Genomic DNA, 19,162 nt, shown 5'->3' on the forward strand with positions numbered 1-19,162 from the left:
AGCCACCGGTCCAATCCTGCAGTCTCTTCCACGGTCCACGCAGGCATGCCGAGCGCGTGAAGACGCCGCCAATGAGCCGGAAAGTCTGGGACCTGCATGCAAGCAGAGGAAGCTTGGAGGTCCATATCAAAATCCATCATCGCATCCATGAAGCGTCTCTGCTCGTCAGAAGTCAGAGCTTTGACTTGTTGGAGTAGGTCTCGGGCTCTCACGCCTCAAAAATACCACGTCAAAGGTGCCTAACAACCAGCTCTTCCATGCGTGAGGCCGTCCACCTCACCGGTACCACACCCCAAACCCGCGCATCCAGGTGGTGATGGCGCCAAGCAGGATGGCCAGCGCGCCGAGTTCTCCGGCCAAGGGGAGCCCTGGCGCCGCCATGAAGGCGTCCAGGATGACGTAGCCTGCGATGGCCCCGGCCAGCGCGGCGGCGGTGCCATAGACGTAGCGGCCCAGCCAGTGGTCATTGGTAAACGCGGCGGCATTCACCACGGCGGCCAGGATGCAGACGAGGGCGGCAAAGCCACCGTCCACCTCCACATGCCAGGCGAAGCCAAGGATCAGGCAGGAGATGGAGGCAAAGATGAGCCCGCCCACGACCACCCCCTCCCAGTATTCCCGCGGCCGCAGCGCCTGCCGCGCAAACCTGTCCATCACAATGAAGGTGGAGCTGAAGCCGCGCGCCAGGTGCGCCCACAGCACAAACAGCAGCCACGCGCCCACCACCACCGCGGCCAGCAGAGGCGAGACGGTCCTGAGCCAGGCGCTGAGAATCCTGTAACACAAAAACCCGCCGAGCATGATGGCGGTCTGCCGCCCCTCGGTGAACTGGTTCATGAAATGCGCAAACTTCAACTGCAGCCGGTAGGGCCATGAGCGGGCGCGAAAGGACTCGATGAGGCCCATGCGCGCGCTTTCGCTCATGGGGTTCAGCCGCAGGGCTTCGAGGAAATGCTGGTTGGCCTTCTTGTGGTCTCCCTGCATGATGGCCATCCAGCCGGCGCTGGTGTGGGCGCTGTCGTCCTCCGCATTGCGCTGGAGCTGGTAGGCGATGAGATCCTGGTTGTCCGCGTCCTTCTTCTGCAGCAGCAGCGCGGCGGAGAGCACCTCCGCGGCCATGGTGTTTTCGGTGTCCAGAGCGAGAGCGGCACGGGCGGAGATCTCCGCCTTCGGGTAATCCCGCTGGCGCAGGTGCAGGCGTGCGAGCACGGCGTGGCTGAAATCGCTGTCGGGATCCAGTTTCACCGCCTCCTCCGCCTGCTGCAGCGCGGCTTTGATCGCAGCAGTCTGGCCGTCCCTGGCGTTCGCGTTCAGCGCCAGCGCCAGCACGCTGCGGGCGAAGGCGTTTTCCGGCTCCAGCGCCACGGCGCGCTGGGCTGCATCCACGGATTTCGCGGCAGTGTCGTCCTCCTGCATCCAGCACAGCGCCAGCATGATGAAGCTGGGCGTGTGGTGCGCATCCAGCGCCAGCACCTGCTGGTAGCAGGCGATGGCGTCCTGCAGCCGGTGCTGGCTCTGCAGCAGCCGGCCACGCGCAAACGCAGCGTCAGGCGAAGGATGAAAATCGTCAGACATGCTCCCCGGGAGTTCAGCGCTTCATCAGGCCGAGATGCTTCAGCACGTCATCGTAGAAACCGCTCTGATTGGAATACATGGCGTAGTTCTTCGCGCTCTCAAACCAGGCCTTCGTGGTGGCCTTGTGCCGGCCGGCCGCCTTGATGAGATCCTTCGTGGTCAGCGGGATGACCTTGCCGCTGCGCATGACCTCGTTCATCACGTCTTCCGTGGCGATGTCAAAGACCGCCTTGAGGTCCGCGCCGGAAAAGCCTTCGGTTTTTTTGGCGAGCGCCCGCGGATCCAGCTCGCCGATGGGTTTCTTCTGCGCCATGACCTCAATGATGGCGGCGCGTCCCGCTTCATCTGGCGGCGGCACAAACAGGGTGCGGTCAAACCGGCCCGGACGCCGGAAGGCGGGGTCGATGTGCCACGGCGCATTGGTGGCGCCAAGAATGAGCACGCCGTCGTTGTTGGACTCGGCACCATCCATCTCCGAAAGGAAGGCGTTGATGAGATTGCGCCCCGCACTCTGGCGCAGGTCGCGGCGGTCCGCCGCCAGGGCGTCCACTTCATCGAAGAAAAGAATGCTGGGTGCATTCTGCCGGGCCAGCTCGAAGACCTCGTGCATGTTCTTCTCCGAGTTGCCGATCCACATGTCCAGAATCTGGTGCAGGCCCAGGGCGATGAAGTTGGCCTTGATCTCGCCCGCGGTGGCCTTGCTGATGAGGGTCTTGCCCACACCAGGCGGGCCGTAGAGCAGCACGCCCCCGCCCACCTTCTTGTCGTAGGCCTTGAACAGCTCCGCGTGCTGCAGCGGATAGATGATCTTCATGCGGATCTCCTCCTTCAGCGCCTCCATGCCGCCGACACCGGCAAAAGTGAGCTGCGGTTTTTCAAAGTCCGCCAGACCGAGGTCATAAGCCGCACCGCCACGCGGATGGCCGTCATCGTCGTCCTTGTCTTTGTCCTCCTTCGCCGACTCGATGTAGGCGCCGCTGGAGGTCATGGCGCCGCGTTTGCGACCAGAGGCATCATCGCCGGAGGCTTTGATGCCATGAAGATCTTTCTCAATGCCGGGGTCCGCCAGGGAACGGTTCAAGGCGATGCCCTTGTCATACATCATCTTCGCCTTCGGCAGATCCCCCTCAGTGATGTGAATGCGTGCCAGCAGCAGGTAGGCCGCCGCGCAGGAGGGCGTGTCTGACACGATCTGCTCCGCACGCACGGCCGCCTGGGAGGTCTTGCCTTGCAGCAAGGCCACACGGGCGAGGCCGAGGCGAGCCTCCGCATGGGCGGGGTCATTCTTCAGCACCCGCTGAAAGCTCTGCTCCGCCTCATCCAGGCAGCCTTCATCCAGGCAGGCGTCTGCAAAAAGCATCAGCAGCGGCGCATTGTCAGGCGAATGCTGGAGGGCGAGACGAAGAGCGTCGAGGTTTTGAGGCATGCGTGGAACTCCAGCGTGGGCTGGCTGAAGTGGCAAGGCATTTTAATTTCACATTGAACGCCGGTACGCCGCGATCCGGTTCAGAAACGCCTGCCACTTCGCGCCGGGGCGGCCCCTCTCCATCAGAAAGTGCGGACAGTTTTTGTGGCCCAGATTCCGGTGGTCGTCATGGCGCACCATGAGCCAGTGCTGGTGTGGCACCACGTGGCTCAGCGGAATGTCGTACTCCTTCATGAGCCAGGCGGCGAGCCGCGCGGTCTTGTCCAGGGTGCGGGCGCGGTCATTGCCCCGATTTTCGCACATTTCGATGCCGATGGAGGTGCGGTTGCCGGGGCCGTCATAGTCGGCGTGCTCGCCACGTTCATTGGTGGGCATGCTCTGGTAGATGGAGTGATCATCCACGGTGAAATGCCAGCCGATGTACCCGATGGCGTTGTGCCGCCCCTTGATCGAGCCCGTTTTCAGCATCTGCGCATGGGCATAGGCATTCCCACCCCGTGAAAAATTCTCCGTGGCATGGATGGTGATGTAAGTCGGCCGCATGGGCCGGTACACCCGCCGCGCATAGCGGCCTTTTGGTACCAGATCCACCGTCACCCCCGGTGGCGCGGTGCCTGCCGACGGCGGCAGAACGGTACAGGAACTGATGAGGGAGACCGCGAGGATGCAGCAGACGATGTGGTGGAAATTCATAGGGTCAGGATAAGCAGATAACGTGACAGAGCCCAGCGTCAGATGGGTGGTCTTGGCGGCATTCTAGGTATTTTTTGGTCTTCTGCTCGTTTGACCACCTTTCGGCACGCCTGAAAAGATTCTCAAATTCGCTCTTCAGGGGCGGCATTTTGACGCCGAAAAAATTTTTTCGGCGTGGAACCCTTGAATCTACGATGTGAAACGCATTTTTGCACAATGGCTGGGAAAAAAACCTCGCCAGCACACAATATCTTGTGCATGATCCGCCTCGGTCTCCGCAACATCTAGTATTTATAACACTAGCGGATTCCTTTTTCAATTTCGAGAAAAATCAAGACAAACACCCTTCACTCTGCAACGAATTCGTCATGGAAAAGATCTACAAAATTGGCAACCGCGAGTTCCCGCTCGACCAGGACAAAGCTGAAGCCGCCTTTGCCGCCAAGAAGGTGATCAATGGTCGGAAGAGCATGACCTTTAATCTTCTTCCCCTGAAATATCAGTGGGCATACGATCTTTACCGCATCATGAAGGCCAACCACTGGGAGCCTGAAGATATTCAGATGCAGAAGGATGTGGAACAATGGCGCTCCAACGACGTCTCGCAGAACGAGCGCTGGATCATCATGATGGGCATCGGCTACTTCAGCGCCGCCGAAGGTATCGTGGGTGACAACGTGCAGCACGTCGTGCGCGAGTTGGTGACGGCCCCTGAACTGAAGCTCGTCCTCGGCCGCCATGCGCATGAGGAAAACATCCACGCGGATTCTTTGCTGTACATGATTTCTTCCCTCGGCATCAACCCGCATGAGTGCGAGGCCATGTTTGAGCAGATCCCCACGATCGTGAAGAAAAACGAATTCGTCACCAAGCACTCGAACAACCTGCGCCGCGATCTCGATCTCACCAAGCTGGAAAACAAGCAGCTCCTGGCCAAGAACATTTTCGTCTTCGGCCAGTGCATGGAGGGCACCCAGTTCTACGGCCTCTTCGGCATGATCCTGAGCCTGTACCGCCAGAACAAGTTCCCCGGCATCGGCCAGATGTTCCGCTACACCCTGCGCGACGAGTCCAACCACATCGAAGTCTTCCGCAACCTCTTCATGGACCTCATCGAGGAGAACCCCGACATCTGGACCGCTGAATTCCGCGAGGAGCTCGTCAACATCATGCGTGAAGGCGTGGCATTGGAAAAAGAATTCATCCGCGACTGCCTGCCGGTGAACGCCGTGGGCCTGAGCGCCGAGGAATTTGAGCGCTACACCGACTACATCGCCGACCGGCGGCTGGACGGCTGCGGCCTGCCCGTGCTGAACCCGGGCATCACCAATCCGCTGCCCTGGCTGGCGGAGCTGATGGACATCAAGAAGGAGCAAAATTTCTTCGAAGGCAAGGTGACCGACTACCAGAAGTCCTCCGCGCTGACCGCCTGCTCCGACGACGATCTTTAATATCCCGAGACCTTTATTTTTCATTTGCTGGCCGACTTCTCGCTGGAGCCTCCTCCGGTGGAACTTTTCATCCGCTTTTTTCGCTTACCTCCCTTAACCAACTGCTCAGTTTAACCTCAAGCCTGGACCTCCCGCCATGACCCACGCCCACGACCTCCTCAAAGAAGACAAGGCGCTTAAAAACGTCGCCCACAACACTCCAAAGCACGAAAAACCCCAGTTTGAGTGGAGTGCGCTGGCCGCCAGCGTCATCGGGCTCCCCTCGTCGCTAAACACCAAGGTGCGCGTGGGCAGCAGCGAGCGTGATTTCGATGTGGGCGAAATCGCCGACACCGTCGGAAATGCCATCACAGACCTGCTCCTGGCACGCCAGCGCCAGAGCGAGATCTTCAATGACTCCAACCGCCAGCTGGTGCAGGCCATTTCACGTGCGGTGGCCGAGGAGGTCGCCCAGCGCACGGCGGACAATGGCAGCGAGGCGCCCATGCTGAGCACCAAGGAGATTTATCAGGTCATTGAGAAGGCTCTGGTGCGCCACAATGCCCACGACGTGGCGCGCAGTCTGGCGGAGCGCCGCAAACGTACTGAAACTTTGGCCAACTCCGACGCCAATGACGCCGCCTCGCTCCAACCCATCATGGTCACCACCAAAGTCATCCGCCGCAACGGCCAGCTCGTCCCCTGGAACCACAACAAGATCGAGATCGCCGTGCGCAAGGCCTTCCTCTCCATGGAGATGGACTCCTCCCCCGCCGTGCTCATCGCCGAGGCCGTGAGCCGCTCCATCATCAATGACGGCAAGCAGTTCATGCACATCGAAGACGTGCAGAATCTCGTGGAAGAGGAGCTCATGAAGCAGGGCTACTTCAAGGTGGCCCGCTCCTACATCCAGTACCGCGCCCTGCGCTCCACCATGCGCACCAGCGAGGAGCAGGCCGCCGCCATCGCGGACGAGCAGGAGTCCGACCAGCAGCAGACGCTCATCCTCGTGCGCGTGTCCCCCACGGAGACCTTCCTCTGGGACGGCCAGGACCTCAAGCGCCGCATCGACTTTGCCAGCCTGGGCCTCGACCTCTGCATCAGCCGTGGCGAGATCGAAATGGAGCTGCGCCGCTCCATCTTCAGCGAGATCACTGTGGACGCGCTGAAGACCACCATCATCCTCAATGCGCGCACCCTGATGGAGAAGGACGCCGACTTCGCCAAGTTCGCCGGCCGCATGCTCCTCACCTACATCTATGAAGAAGTGCTCGGCTGGAGCATCGTGGATCACGGCATCGAGCAGCTTCCGAATTTCCACCGCCGCGGCTTCCGCAAGAACCTGGCGCGCGGCATCGAGATCGAGCGCCTCCACCCGCAGCTCCTCAAGTATGACCTGGACAAAATCGCCGATGCGCTGGATCCGGCCGCCGACCTGGACTTCGACTTCCTCGGCATCCAGACGCTGTATGACCGCTACCTGATCGTCGATAAAAAGACCAAGCCTTCGAAGCGCCTGGAAACCCCGCAGCTCTTCTGGATGCGCGTGGCCATGGGCCTCTGCGTTCAAGAAAAGGAAAACGCGGAGGAGAAAATCATCGCCCTGTACCGCCTGTACAAAGGCCGGCGCTTCTGCTCCAGCACGCCCACGCTCTTCAACAGCGGCACGCTGCACAGCCAGCTCTCCTCCTGCTACCTCTACAAAGTGGACGACAGCATCGAGTCCATCATGCAGCGCGGCATCGCGGACAATGCCTACCTTTCCAAGTGGGCGGGCGGCCTGGGCGGCTCGTGGACGGCGGTGCGCGGCACCGGCGGCTACATCAAGGGCACGAATGGCGAGAGCCAGGGCGTCATCCCCTTCCTCAAGCTGCACAATGACCAGCTCATCGCCGTGAACCAGGGCGGCAAGCGCCGCGGCTCCGGCTGCGCCTATCTGGAAATCTGGCACAACGACATCGAAGACTTCCTCCAGCTCCGCGTGAACACCGGCGACGAACGCCGCCGCACCCACGACCTGAACACCGCCAACTGGATTCCCGACCTCTTCATGAAGCGCATGGAGAACCGCCAGCAGTGGACCCTTTTCCGCGCCAACGAAACCCCCGACCTCCACGAGCTCTACGGCAGCGCCTTTGAAAAGCGCTACCTCGAGTACGAAGAAATGGCCGCCAAGGGCAAGGTCTTTGGCCGCACCATCGAGGCGCTGGACCTGTGGAAGAAGATGCTCAAGTCCATCTTCGAAACCGGCCACCCCTGGATCACCTTCAAGGACCCCTGCAACGTCCGCAGCCCGCAGGACCACGTGGGCGTCATCCACAGCTCGAACCTCTGCACCGAGATCACGCTGAACACCAGCTTTGAAGAAACCGCCGTGTGCAACCTGGGCTCCGTCCTCATCGACAACCACCTCGACGACCAGGGCAACATCGACCACTCCAAACTTCGCGAGACCATCCGCGTCGCCGTGCGCATGCTCGACAACGTCATCGACATCAACTACTACCCCACCGAAGCCGCGAAGACCGCCAACAGTCGCCACCGCCCCATCGGTCTCGGCGTCATGGGCCTCGGCTACGCCCTCTACCGCAAAGGCCTGCCCTTTGCCTCCAAGGAAGCCGTCGAGTTCAATGACGAGTTCATGGAAGCCGTCGCCTACTACGCCTATGAGGCCAGCAGCGATCTCGCCGGCGAAAAAGGCACCTACTCCACCTACAAAGGCAGCAAGTGGGACCGCGGCCTCCTCCCGCAGGACACCGTCGATCTCCTCGCCAAAGAGCGCGGCCTGGAAGTGGATGTTCCCCGCGGCGGCAAGATGGACTGGTCCGGCCTCCGCGCCAAGATCGCCAAGAACGGCATGCGCAACAGCAACGTGCTCGCCATCGCGCCCACGGCCACCATCTCGAACATCATGGGCTCCAGCCCCTGCATCGAGCCGCTGTTCACGAACTTCTACACCAAGAGCAACCTCTCCGGCGACTTCATGGTGCTGAACCCCTACCTGGTGAAGGACCTCAAGAAGCGCGGCCTCTGGAACCCCGAGATCCAGGCCAAGATCAAGTACACCGACGGCGAACTCGAAAGCATCGAGGAAGTCCCCGTGGACCTGAAGCGCAAGTACGCCACCGCCTTCGGCATCGACTGGGCCTGGCTCATCGACGCCGCCGCCCGCCGTCAGAAGTGGATCGACCAGTCTCAGAGCGTGAACCTCTTCTGCGGAGAGAGCGCCATGCAGACCCTCTCCCACATGTACCGCGCCGCCTGGCGCAAGGGCCTCAAGACCACCTACTACCTCCGCACCCGCAGCGCCTCCAACATCGAAAAAGCCACCAGCGAAGTCGAGAAGGAAAAGCGCGGCGTCGTCGGCACCCACGCAGCCTCCGTGGCCGCCACCGCTGCTGCTGCCAAGCAGTACACCGCCGAGGAAGTCATGGCCTGCTCGATTGAGGCCATGCGGAATGGTGGGACGTGTGAGGCGTGTCAGTGAGAATGTCTTTAGTAATCTATCCATCAGAGTAGATTCCTACATACCTCCCCCAGAGAAGCCATGAGCGTTGACATTGAAACTCTCAACTCTTCTCTGAGGGGGTTAATCGACAGAATCGGAAAATTTCCATCTGTATCTGCGCCAAACATAGATATAAGCGAGCGCTTTGATGCGACGGCTCACTCTAAGACAAAAGATGCCAAATCTTCGCTCGACGCTCTTGCCACTCGTTTAAAAAAACTGGGGGAATTTGATTCCAATTCAGAAGTTCCTTCGGCGATTGTCAGCAAAATCAATAAGCTGATTAAATCTGTCCAGAATATACTAGATGAGATAGAGCGTAATATTCGTAAACCTCAAGGCAATGAAACTGTTCAACGCGTGGGCGACGAATGGTATACGGAACTGACCGCTCGAATTCAGCACTGTGAAGGCGAATTACTTCAAATTCTCCTTCCATGGAAGCAAGTAGCCAATGCAGATATTGTTACCTCATTGGAAGCTGCGTCTCAAAAGGCCAAAGATACAGAGAGCAAGCTCGCGCATGTTGAAGATACAGCATTGCGAGTTCAGAAACAGTTAGAAGAAAGAACGAGAGAGGCGGCTGCAACTGTCCTCAGTGAGGCCAATCTCAAAGAGATAGACGAATCTATCCTCACACATGAACAATCGGCACGCCAATGGCTGATAGCTTTTGGCTGCGCAGGATTATTAGCACTCAGACTCATGATCTGGATATTTTCTGAGGGAGATAATCTTGCTTGGCCTTTCCCATGCCTTGTGCAATTCCGAGCCGCCCCTGTAGATCCCACTTTAGCGCAAGCTCTGATGTCTTCGATTGGCAAAATCATTGTCGCATCGTTTGGTTTTGGCCTTCTTGTGCTGACCTCAAGAGTCTATCAAACACACTCTCATAATGCGATCGTGAACAGGCATCGTCGGGCGGCTTTTGTCTCATACCAAAGGCTTTATACAATCATCAAAGACGATGAGGACAGTCGCAAAATTGTCGTACAACAAGCTGCAGCTGCAATCTTTGGTCATACGGCGACCGGCTTTCTACAGAAAGGATCTTCAGAATTTGCTATGGGATCATTGATGATCCAAGAAGCATTAAAAGCTGTGCGTCCTTCGAAAGGATTATTGCCTGAATAGTTTTATCCAAGGCTAATATTTCCATGCCTGACACTGAAGACAACCAAAACGACTCCTCTTTGACGTCATTCCAGCTAGAAATGGCGGCTTATCGTCGAACATTGCTGGGTCATGAATCAGTAATGCAAAGTGAGTTTGATAAGTACATTCTCACGCTCAGCAGCGGTGCTTTAACGCTTTCCATCGCCCTTTTGAAAGAGGTTCTAAATCAACACTGGGTAGCTTCGAATTGGTTAATCTCAGCTTGGATCGCCTGGTCAGCATCAATTTGCTGCATGGTTATTTCATTTCTCACCAGTGCAAAAGCGATGAGAACAACAGTCAGCCAAACCGATGACATGCTACTTTATAAAGAGGTAAATGACGGGAACCTCGGGGGAAAATGGAACAAAGCGACAAAAGCTCTAAACCTCATCGGTGGCATTGCTTTCCTCCTCGGGGTTGTTTTCATGGTGGTGTTCACTGCCAAAAATCTCAAAAACAAGCCCCTCACTTCTTTAGACTCTCGAGAGGGTAATTCTCCACGTCCAAATGAAGTCAAATAATGTTCGTACTCAGAAGCCTGTAACCGCAATCAATGCTCTACTGGTTCCCCCACCTCCTCCGCCTTTCCGGCCACCACACTTAGTTCAAGCCGTTGCTAAGGGTTCACCGATAAAAAGATGCCAGGCATTATGTACGCAACTCAAGCTCACAAGGTTGATCCCCAATGGGTTGCATCTGCCGTTGGCGGCCAATCCTTGGCGCGTGATCGCGCGGAAGATGTCAGGAAACGAGGTCAAGGTGCAAATAATCAAAAATTGTTTCCGAGCTTAATCTCTCTCGATCACGCCCCCAAAGCCCAACGGGCCTTCGTCATGCAGCCCAGGAGTGCCGAGCGATAGCGAGTGCTCTCCTGGGAACCGCTCCAGCCACGATCCCCGCAGGAGCATGAACCTCAACGAGGTTCCGTCACCCCGAGGTTCCGTCACCCGAACGACCCGGCGACACTGCAGTATCGATGCCGCCCCCCCGTCGCGATCCGGTTATAGCGAAGTTCCCTCGGCATCATGATCTCCCAGCCCCATACTTCGGATGCCTCTTCTCATGCCTCAGGCAGAGGAGGCGAATCCGTCCCCGCCGAATTTCATACAGCACATCGTACGGAAAACGCCTCAGCTTCACCCGTCGGACAGAGGCTGAAGCCAGCCAAAAACTGAAGCCCTCTGGGTTTGCCTCAATCTGCGCCAGAGCTTCCTTCAACTTGGTGAAGAAGTCATCTCCAGTCCCGGGCTTTGCTCCTCATACCAGTCCACGGCTTCATTGACCTCGGCCTGAACCCGCAGGTGGTAGCTAAGCTTCATCACCGACCACGATTGATCTTGATCCCGGCCATAAACTCCTCATGCGAGAGTTCCAGACTCGGATCAGCATCCATTTCCTCAGATCGCCGCGTCGCCTCTTTCAGCCGGGCTTGATCGGCAGCCTTCTGCCAGTCCTCCGGCACGCTGGCATAAAGCCTGTCGGCCAACGCCACACGTTCAGCCACGGGCAGGGAGAGCAATGATTGAGTCAGAGCAGCCGTACTCATGACACGATTGTCCACCCTTCAGCGCGAAAATCCACCACTCTTTACCCCAATGGCTACGCAGAGGACACGGCTGGAGGGCCCTTCAAGCGCTTGATTCACGGCGGCTTGCGAGGACCTTGAGTGCAATGAAGGCCGTCGCTCCCCTCTCCATCGCCGAACAGATGAAGGTGCTGCAATCCCGCGAAGACATCGCCACCTGGTCCCTCGCCCACCTCGGCCTGCCCTCCGCATGGCGGGACACGAATGAAGAAGGCAACACCGGGCACTGCCAGAACGCCGTCAATCAGCTCTTCACCCTCACGCGTGCCGACATCGAGGCCAGCCTCGCCGCACAGGGCCTCCAGCCCGAAGATCTTCCTCCCACGCTCACCAAGCCCGGCTCCCGCGACGGCTCCTACTTCATCACCAAAGGCAAAACCCAATGGGAGTACTACTTCCAGGAACGCGAGTGCCGCTGGCCCAGCGCCACCTTCACCGACCTCGGCGAAGCGAGGAAACTCCTCCTCAACGAATGGATTCCCATCTGGCTGGATCACCTGCGTGTTCCCTGCCGGACGAAGGATGGGAAGGTCATTGAGTCGCTATAGATAGAACGTGGGACTGGCTTCTGGCCAGTCTATCGTTGGAAGTCAGGACACGGAGTCTTCCAAAGGAGATCATGGGCTCCGGCGCGGTGGGCTGGGACAGCCCGCCCTGCCTGCGCCGGACATGCGCATGCCCAGCGCGGGTAGGGCGCCTGGTCCTCCAGGCGCCGCCGAGCGGCTTCACGCTCCCTTTGCGAAAAGAAGTTTCGAATGTTGTACCCATTCAACCCATTCACTTTCCCCCGCAATCCCCCAGCACCACCTTCGCCGCATTGTACCCGCATAGCCCTGTCACATTCCCTCCAGGATGGGTGGAACCGCCGCAAAGATAAAGACCCTCAATCCCGCTGCGGTAATTCCCTGCGCCCGGGAAAGGCCGATGATAACCAATCTGGTCATTCGCAAACGATCCCACCAGCAAATCCCCGCGCATCATGTTCGGCAGCAGGCGCTCAGTATCCAGCGCACTGCGCGTGAAGGAGTCCAGCACCGCCCCCTCCAGGTTCGGCGCATACGTTTTCCACAGCGTCAGCATCTCACGGCCATGCGCGTCCTTTTCAGCGTCCCAGTTGCGCGCATCACCACGCAGCGCATACGGCAGCTTTTCCCACATGAAGGCCGTGTGACATCCCGCGGGCGCCTGGGACGGATCAAACTGGGTGGGACACGCGCCCCACATCACCGTACGTGGAATCTCGCCGCGCTCATGCGCGGCGACGATGTCATGAAACTGCGCCACGTCATCAAGACCGAGGATGGTCATGAAAGCCTGGCTCAGGTGCGGATGTTTTTCGGCCGCGGTGTAGCGCGGCGGCTCGCGCAGGTTCAGATTCAGCGCGAACAAAGGAGCGAGCAGGTTGTATTCAAACGCAGCGGCCTTTTCACGCAGATGCGAAGGCGCGACGTCCGCGGGAATGAGATCCAGAAAGGTCTGCTGCGGGTTCAGCCCGCTGGCCACAAACTGCGCTGCCTCGATGCGGTCTCCATTCATGGACTCCACCCCGCACGCACGACCGCCGCGCATGAGAATGGAGCGCGGCTGCCACTGCGTGAAAATCTCGCCGCCGTGCTCGCGCAGATCCGCGCACAGCGCCTCCGCGAGCCTCCGTGAACCGCCAAGGCACATCTGCGCCTTGCGCGGACTGGCGAGCAGCGCGGGGATGGAATGCCCGAAACCTTTCTGCCGCAGGTCCACCTCCCGCAGGCCGTTGAAGAACAGCAGGCCCGCGCGCACGGCAGGATGCTCAAACTCGCGCATCACGAACTCGATGGGAGACGATTCCTGCACCTCCAGCAGCGTGCGCCCCAGCGCACTCTGCTGCAGCCGCGCCACACGCTCGGCCGGCGGCAGCGGTGCGTTCTGCGCCTCCGGGATCAGGATCTGCTCCACGATCGGCCGGAAGCGTTCCGTCCACTCCCGCAGCCGCTCCGCATCACGCCGCGAGATCGCCGCAAAGGAGGCGAACGTCTTGTCAAAGTCCGTCCACCACTCCAGCACCCGGTTGTCCGAAAGGACCATGGCCACATTGAGCTCCGGCTCGATGTAGCGCACTCCATGGCGCTCCAGCTCCAGTTCCCGATACCACGGCATGGCAGTGATGCCACGGTGGAAGAAGGAGTGCGTGTTGTGTAGGAAGCCCGAGCCCTGCGGATGCTCCACCGTGGCCAGGCCGCCGCCTGCGACGTCATTTTTTTCCACCACGGCCACCTTGAGCCCGGCACGCGCTGCATAGCAGGCAAGCACCAGCGCATTGTGCCCGGAACCGAGAATGAGGCCGTCGTAAGTCATGGTCACGAGATCAAACGTGACCACGCCCCCGGTTTCATGCGTTATAGCGTTTTCCAAAACGGATTTCCGGCAAGCGAGCGTCTGGCGACGTTCGATGGCGCTTGGAGGACCAAGCGCCCTACCTGCGCCGGGCATGCGCAGGCCCGGCGCAGGTAGGGCGTGGCTGTCCTCAGCCCGCCGCCGCCGAAGCCGAAGATCACCAAGCAACGACAGCCTCTCTGGCCGGAAATCAGTTTCGCCAATCGCTATATATAGCATTTTCCAAAACAGATTCCCGAAAAAATGGGTCGGGCGACGGCACCAAGCCGCCTTGAGTTCAGGTGCTCTGCGGCAAACCGAACCTCCAGAGACTCGCCTTACCGGAAATGAGTTTCGCGAATCGCTTTAGATCGCCACTTCCGCATCTTCATCCCCCGCGTCCACCAGCGGCTTCAGGATCATGCCGGCGGCCACCGTGTTGTTCGTCTGCTCGTCGACGAGGACGAAGCTGCCGGTGGTGCGGTTCTTGGAATAAGAGTCAAAGAAGATCGGCGCGGAGCAGCGCAGACGGATGCAGCCGATGTCATTCAGCGCGAACTCCTTGTTCGCGGCGCTCTTTTCCAGCGTGCTGATGTTCACCTTGTAGAGCACATCCGTGACCACGGCGCGCACGTCATTGGTGGTGTGGCGCAGGTGGAAGCGGCTGCGCGGCTTGAGCGTCTTCTTGTCGGCAAACCAGCAGATCATGGCGTCAAACTCCTGGCTGGTCTGCGTGGGCTCGCCGGCCTTCACGATCATGCCGCCGCGGCTGGTGTCGATCTCATCCGCCACGGTGATGCTGTAGCTGAGCTGCGGGATGGCCTCCGGCTGCGGGCCTTCAAAGGTGTGGATGCCCGTGATCTTCGTCTTCATCTCGGAAGGATAGACGAGCACATCATCGCCCACCTTGAAGGTGCCGCTGGCCACACGGCCGGCAAAGCCGCGGTAGTCGTGCAGATTGCCCAGCTTGGCGTCTTCACGGTCAGAAATCGGGCGAATGACCCACTGCACCGGAAAGCGTGCTTCATCGACAGCGGTCTCCGTGTGCACCTGCGCCGTTTCGAGATGCTGCAGAAGTGAGGGACCGGTGTACCACGGCGTGTTCTCAGACTTGTCCACGACGTTGTCGCCATTGAGCGCGCTCATGGGAATCGGCGTCACATGCGGCAGATTCTCCAGGCCTTTGGCGAAGGCCATGTACTCGGCCACGATCTTGTCATAGACCGCCTGATCAAAGTCCACGAGGTCCATCTTGTTCACCGCCAGCACGATGTGGCCAATGCGCAGCAGCGACGCGAGATACGTGTGGCGCATCGTCTGCTCAATGACGCCCAGTCGCGCATCGATCAAGATAATCGCGAGATCCGCCGTGGACGCCCCCGTGACCATGTTGCGCGTGTACTGAATGTGCCCCGGCGTATCCGCGATGATGAACTTCCGCTTCGGCGTCGCGAAGTAGCGGTAGGCCACATCAATCGTGATCCCCTGCTCACGCTCGGCACGCAGCCCATCAGTGAGAAGCGCCAGATTCACATGCGCATCGCCCCGACGCTTGGAAGATTCTTCCACGGCAAGAAGCTGGTCCTCGAAGATCGACTTCGAGTCATACAGCAAACGGCCGATGAGCGTGCTTTTGCCATCGTCCACACTGCCGGCAGTGGTGAAACGAAGAAGAGAGGATTCGGTGGGATTAACGAGAACGTCCATGATGAAAGCGGGGTGGGAAATGTCTATTCGATTGGAATACAGAAGTTTTCGATGCAGTCGCGGTAACCTTGGATCAATGCGTGGTTGGGGCGGTCGCACTTGAGCAGGTCGGCGATGGCAGTTTCACAGGCCGCTCGAATAGCTTCGAACTCAGGCTGTGTGGCCTCACGCACGATGGCAGCAATGCATTCAAGTGCTTCGCAGTCGCGGTCTGAAGCATCATCATCATTGCGCTCCACAGCGGCCAGAAAAGCCACAGAGTATGAGAGTGCTTCAGCCAATGATTTCATCAAGCAGCGGTTCTATGATTACCATTCATCTCCGGCATCAGGAGGATTGTTCGGGACTTTGGACAGGATGCGGAGAAACTCCTCCTGCGCAGGCGCCTGGGAGGCGTGCTGTTCAAGAAAATCAATGCCATACATCGCGGAAATTTTCTCGGCGGCGGCCGTGGCAAAAAGGCTGTCCACAGGAACGCCTTCTCGCTTGGATAGAGCCATCATGGCAGCGAAGACGGAATCAGGCAGTTGAATGGTGAGTGCGCTCATGGGAGTCCTCCGATCAGTTTGATGAAGTCTGCAGGATTGATGGCGGTGACGCCAAAAGTTTGTGCCGGGCCGAAATCCTTCAGGTTTCGTGTCACTATGTAACGCGCCCCTGCCGCAACCGCCAGTTCCAAAACAAGGTCATCCTTGGGATCTGAAAGGATGGTGCGCCAGAGAAAATGAATTTTGTGCCGCCGAGAGTGCTTCGCCAGGTAGTCGCAGATGGCTTCCTTGTCCTGTGTGGTGACGCTGGCCGGAATCAGCCCAGGGCGGCTGATCACATCCAGGTATTCATTAAACAAGGGCACCGACAGCGCAGAAGTGAATTTATGCGAAGGGATCGCCTGCAACAATGCATGACACGGCCCGGACTGGCTCCGCAGGCCACTGACAAGGATGTTGGTGTCCAGGACGATGGTCATAACCAAGCGAAATCAGAAATACCCTTCCTTCTTGCGGTCCTCCATCGCGGTCTCGCTGCGCTTGTCATCCGCACGCGTACCACGCTCGGTCTGTCTCGCTGCGGCCACTTCGGCAACAATCTCATCAATCGTGCTAGCCGTGGATTCCACCGCGCCGGTGCAGGTGGCGTCGCCGACGGTGCGGAAGCGGATGGTCATTTCCTTCACGCGGGGCTTTTCTTCATCCAGCAGCGGGATGATGCCGGTGCTGGCATCCAGAAGCTGGCCATGCCGCTCGATGATCTTGCGCTGATGGCTGAAGTAGAGGCTCGGCAGCGGGATGTTTTCCTGGCGGATGTACTGCCAGATGTCCATCTCGGTCCAGTTGCTCAGCGGGAACACACGGAAATGCTCGCCGAAGTGCTTGCGGCCGTTGAAGATGTTCCAGAGCTCCGGGCGCTGGTTCTTCGGGTCCCACTGGCCAAACTCATCGCGGTGGCTGAAGAAACGCTCCTTCGCACGGGCCTTCTCTTCATCACGACGTCCGCCGCCAAGGCAGGCGTCAAACTGATGCTCTTCGATGGTGTCCAGCAGCGTCACAGTCTGCAGCTTGTTGCGGCTGGCGGTGTGGCCCTTTTCCTCCTGCACGCGGCCTTCGTCGATGGACTTCTGCACCAGGCCCACGGTCAGCGTGGCGCCGATCTCCTGCACGAACCAGTCACGGTACTCCATGGCCTCGGGGAAGTTGTGGCCGGTGTCCACATGCAGCAGCGGGAAGGGCAGCTTCGAGGGGTAGAACGCCTTGCGTGCCAGCCAGGCCATCACGATGGAGTCTTTGCCACCGGAGAAAAGCAGCGCCGGCTTCTGAAACTGCGCGGCGGTTTCCCGCAGAATGTAAATGGCCTCGGATTCGAGGAACTGGAGATGAGTGATCGCGGACATGAGACGGGATGAATTAAAGGATCTTGAAAATGCGCAGTGAGTTGATGACAACAATCAGCAGGCCCACCAGCACCATAAACGGCTTGTGCGGGATGTGCTTCGCAGCCCACGCCGCCAGCGGCGCGGCGATGACACCACCGATGGCAAGCGCGACGATGATGTTCCAGTGCGTAAGGCCGATGGTGAGGAAGAAAGTGATGGAAGCCGAAAGCGTGACGAAAAACTCCACGGCATTCACGCTGCCCACGGTCACACGCGTGTCATTGCCCCGGATGATGAGATTGGAAGCCACAATCGGCCCCCAGCCGCCACCGCACATGGCATCCACCAGCGCGCCGAAGAAGCCCAGCGGCGCCAGATGCGTCGTGACCTTTTTTGGCGGCACCCGCGTGAAGGCCTTGGCCACGATCACCACGCCCATGATCACAAGGTAGACGGAAATGTAAGGCTTGAGCACCTTGCCATCGATGTGGGTAAGCACATACGCACCGATCACCGCACCGATCACGGCAGGGATGAGCAGACGGCGAAACAACGTGCGGTCCACATTGCCAAACGCATGATGCGAGAGCCCCGAAGCCCCCGTGGTGAAACACTCCGCCGCGTGCACCGTGGCGCTGACCACCCGCGGCTCCACGCCGAAGACGGAAAGCAGCGATGACGCGCTCACGCCATAGGCCATGCCCAGCGCACCGTCGATCAACTGCGCGACGAAGCCAGCCAGCACATAGAGTCCAAATTCAGGAGTCAGAAAATCCATGGACAGACGCTTACGCTTTGTCGGTGACCAGCTTGGCGTGCAGACCGCACTCATGCTTTTCATCACCCTTGGCCGGATCGTAATACGTCCGCTCGTTCGGCAGCTTGTGCTCGCCCAGGTAGGCATCCATCTCCACCGGCGTCCAGTCGAGGATCGGGTTCACCTTCAGGCAGTTGAATTTCGCATCCCACATGAAGGGCTGCAGCGTCGCCGAGCGCTGCGGGTTCTGCTCCTTGCGCAGTGCAGTGATCCACACCTTCGGAGCCAGCTCCCGCATGCCACGCTCAAAGGGCTCCAGCTTCATGATGCGGCTGAAGGATTCCACACGCTCCACCTCATCCGGCATCGGCACCTGCCCCCCGTTCAGCGCCAGCCAGTGGGCCGCCGTCATCTTGGGCAGGTAAGGCTTCAAATTGAGCGCCAGTTGCTCCCGGCACTTCTCCGCGAAAACATAAGTCTCAGGAAGATTCGTCCCATGATCCACCCACAGCACCGGCACATCGCCCTGCTGCTCAGCCACCAGATGCAGGATCACCGCTTCATAAGGGCGAAAATTCGTGGTGACGACAGCCCCGCCTGCGGCCTGAGCGAGAGCCGTTTGGATGATGGCCTGCGGCGACTGGCCACGAGCAGCGTCATTGAGAGCTTGGATTTGGTCGGGATTCATGGAAGGGGGGAGCGATTATTCACCCAATTCCCGATGTGTAAAGTAGGAAATTAAACAAAATTGCCGAATCCGACACAAACAAATACACGCAAAAAGGGCGCGGAGATCATCCGCGCCCTTCAAAAAATGACTGGTCTGCTGATTAAGCCTGGAGGGCCGGCTCGATATTCACACGAGTGCCGTCCTTGTCGAAAAGCACTTTGCCGTCCACGAGGGCGAAGATGGTGTGGTCACGGCCAATGCCGACATTGCGGCCGGGGACCCACTTGGTGCCGCGCTGGCGGAGGATGATGTTGCCTGCGATGACGGCCTCACCGCCGAATTTCTTGACGCCAAGACGCTTGCTCTGGCTGTCGCGACCGTTTTTGACGGAACCTTGTCCTTTTTTATGGGCCATAAGAAGAGGGTGTTAA

The 19,162-nt window shown here is 59.0% G+C and carries 18 protein-coding genes; 5 read left to right on the top strand and 13 right to left on the bottom strand.

Annotation, left to right across the window (positions count from 1 at the left end; translation table 11 throughout):
* Positions 1-276: 276 nt before the first annotated feature.
* From ACILSQ_RS29370 to ACILSQ_RS29380, 3 genes are read right to left on the bottom strand one after another with little or no spacing between them, the layout of a single operon-like run.
* Complete coding sequence (locus tag ACILSQ_RS29370; RefSeq protein ID WP_395747269.1) at positions 277-1,575, bottom strand: tetratricopeptide repeat protein; 1,299 nt, start codon at positions 1,573-1,575, stop codon at positions 277-279.
* Positions 1,576-1,588: 13 nt separating this feature from the next.
* A complete protein-coding gene (locus tag ACILSQ_RS29375; protein ID WP_395747270.1) occupies positions 1,589-3,001 on the bottom strand; it encodes an AAA family ATPase in 1,413 nt (470 codons plus the stop codon).
* A gap of 48 nt (positions 3,002-3,049) precedes the next feature.
* Positions 3,050-3,694: an N-acetylmuramoyl-L-alanine amidase family protein gene (locus ACILSQ_RS29380; protein ID WP_395747271.1), complete on the bottom strand. Its 645-nt coding sequence runs from the start codon at positions 3,692-3,694 to the stop codon at positions 3,050-3,052.
* 368 nt (positions 3,695-4,062) lie between these two features.
* On the opposite strand from ACILSQ_RS29380, the gene ACILSQ_RS29385 reads away from it, so the two are divergent.
* From ACILSQ_RS29385 to ACILSQ_RS29400, 4 genes are all read left to right on the top strand, one after another.
* Positions 4,063-5,145: a ribonucleotide-diphosphate reductase subunit beta gene (locus tag ACILSQ_RS29385; protein ID WP_395747272.1), complete on the top strand. Its 1,083-nt coding sequence runs from the start codon at positions 4,063-4,065 to the stop codon at positions 5,143-5,145.
* Positions 5,146-5,281: 136 nt separating this feature from the next.
* Complete coding sequence (locus ACILSQ_RS29390) at positions 5,282-8,611, top strand: ribonucleoside-diphosphate reductase subunit alpha (RefSeq protein ID WP_395747273.1); 3,330 nt, start codon at positions 5,282-5,284, stop codon at positions 8,609-8,611.
* 60 nt (positions 8,612-8,671) lie between these two features.
* Positions 8,672-9,766 carry a hypothetical protein gene (locus ACILSQ_RS29395; protein ID WP_395747274.1) on the top strand — a complete coding sequence of 365 codons (1,095 nt, stop codon included), beginning with the start codon at positions 8,672-8,674 and terminating at the stop codon, positions 9,764-9,766.
* 23 nt (positions 9,767-9,789) lie between these two features.
* Positions 9,790-10,311 (top strand): hypothetical protein, encoded by a 522-nt coding sequence (locus tag ACILSQ_RS29400; protein WP_395747275.1) that lies wholly within the window; start codon positions 9,790-9,792, stop codon positions 10,309-10,311.
* A 797-nt stretch (positions 10,312-11,108) separates the two neighbouring features.
* Here the strand turns inward: ACILSQ_RS29400 and ACILSQ_RS29405 are convergent.
* Positions 11,109-11,336, bottom strand: coding sequence for an addiction module protein (locus ACILSQ_RS29405; protein ID WP_395747276.1), 228 nt, complete (start codon positions 11,334-11,336; stop codon positions 11,109-11,111).
* A gap of 125 nt (positions 11,337-11,461) precedes the next feature.
* Between ACILSQ_RS29405 and ACILSQ_RS29410 the strand changes: the two genes are divergently transcribed.
* On the top strand, positions 11,462-11,923 hold the full coding sequence (locus ACILSQ_RS29410) for a hypothetical protein (RefSeq protein ID WP_395747277.1): 462 nt from the start codon (positions 11,462-11,464) through the stop codon (positions 11,921-11,923).
* Positions 11,924-12,152: 229 nt separating this feature from the next.
* Here ACILSQ_RS29410 and ACILSQ_RS29415 read toward each other — a convergent pair whose 3' ends face one another.
* From ACILSQ_RS29415 to rpmA, 9 genes are all read right to left on the bottom strand, one after another.
* Entirely contained in the window at positions 12,153-13,709 is a 1,557-nt protein-coding gene (locus ACILSQ_RS29415; RefSeq protein ID WP_395747278.1) for a phytoene desaturase family protein, read from the bottom strand.
* A gap of 384 nt (positions 13,710-14,093) precedes the next feature.
* Entirely contained in the window at positions 14,094-15,434 is a 1,341-nt protein-coding gene (locus ACILSQ_RS29420) for a sulfate adenylyltransferase subunit 1 (RefSeq protein WP_395747279.1), read from the bottom strand.
* 23 nt (positions 15,435-15,457) lie between these two features.
* Positions 15,458-15,724, bottom strand: a complete 267-nt coding sequence (locus ACILSQ_RS29425; RefSeq protein ID WP_395747280.1) for a hypothetical protein — start codon at positions 15,722-15,724, stop codon at positions 15,458-15,460.
* A gap of 18 nt (positions 15,725-15,742) precedes the next feature.
* The gene (locus tag ACILSQ_RS29430) at positions 15,743-15,982 is read right to left on the bottom strand and encodes a toxin-antitoxin system HicB family antitoxin (protein WP_395747281.1); all 240 of its coding nucleotides are present in this window, start codon (positions 15,980-15,982) and stop codon (positions 15,743-15,745) included.
* A complete protein-coding gene (locus ACILSQ_RS29435) occupies positions 15,979-16,401 on the bottom strand; it encodes a putative toxin-antitoxin system toxin component, PIN family (protein ID WP_395747282.1) in 423 nt (140 codons plus the stop codon). The genes ACILSQ_RS29430 and ACILSQ_RS29435 overlap by 4 nt, the downstream gene beginning before the upstream one ends.
* A gap of 12 nt (positions 16,402-16,413) precedes the next feature.
* On the bottom strand, positions 16,414-17,322 hold the full coding sequence (gene cysD, locus ACILSQ_RS29440; RefSeq protein WP_184340766.1) for a sulfate adenylyltransferase subunit CysD: 909 nt from the start codon (positions 17,320-17,322) through the stop codon (positions 16,414-16,416).
* Between the two features lie 13 nt (positions 17,323-17,335).
* Entirely contained in the window at positions 17,336-18,082 is a 747-nt protein-coding gene (locus tag ACILSQ_RS29445; protein WP_395747283.1) for a sulfite exporter TauE/SafE family protein, read from the bottom strand.
* A gap of 10 nt (positions 18,083-18,092) precedes the next feature.
* Positions 18,093-18,749 (bottom strand): phosphoadenosine phosphosulfate reductase family protein, encoded by a 657-nt coding sequence (locus tag ACILSQ_RS29450; RefSeq protein WP_395747284.1) that lies wholly within the window; start codon positions 18,747-18,749, stop codon positions 18,093-18,095.
* 142 nt (positions 18,750-18,891) lie between these two features.
* Positions 18,892-19,146, bottom strand: a complete 255-nt coding sequence (gene rpmA / locus ACILSQ_RS29455) for a 50S ribosomal protein L27 (RefSeq protein ID WP_184340760.1) — start codon at positions 19,144-19,146, stop codon at positions 18,892-18,894.
* Positions 19,147-19,162 lie beyond the last annotated feature (16 nt).

Source organism: Prosthecobacter sp. (genome assembly GCF_044227185.1).
Lineage (GTDB): Bacteria > Verrucomicrobiota > Verrucomicrobiia > Verrucomicrobiales > Verrucomicrobiaceae > Prosthecobacter.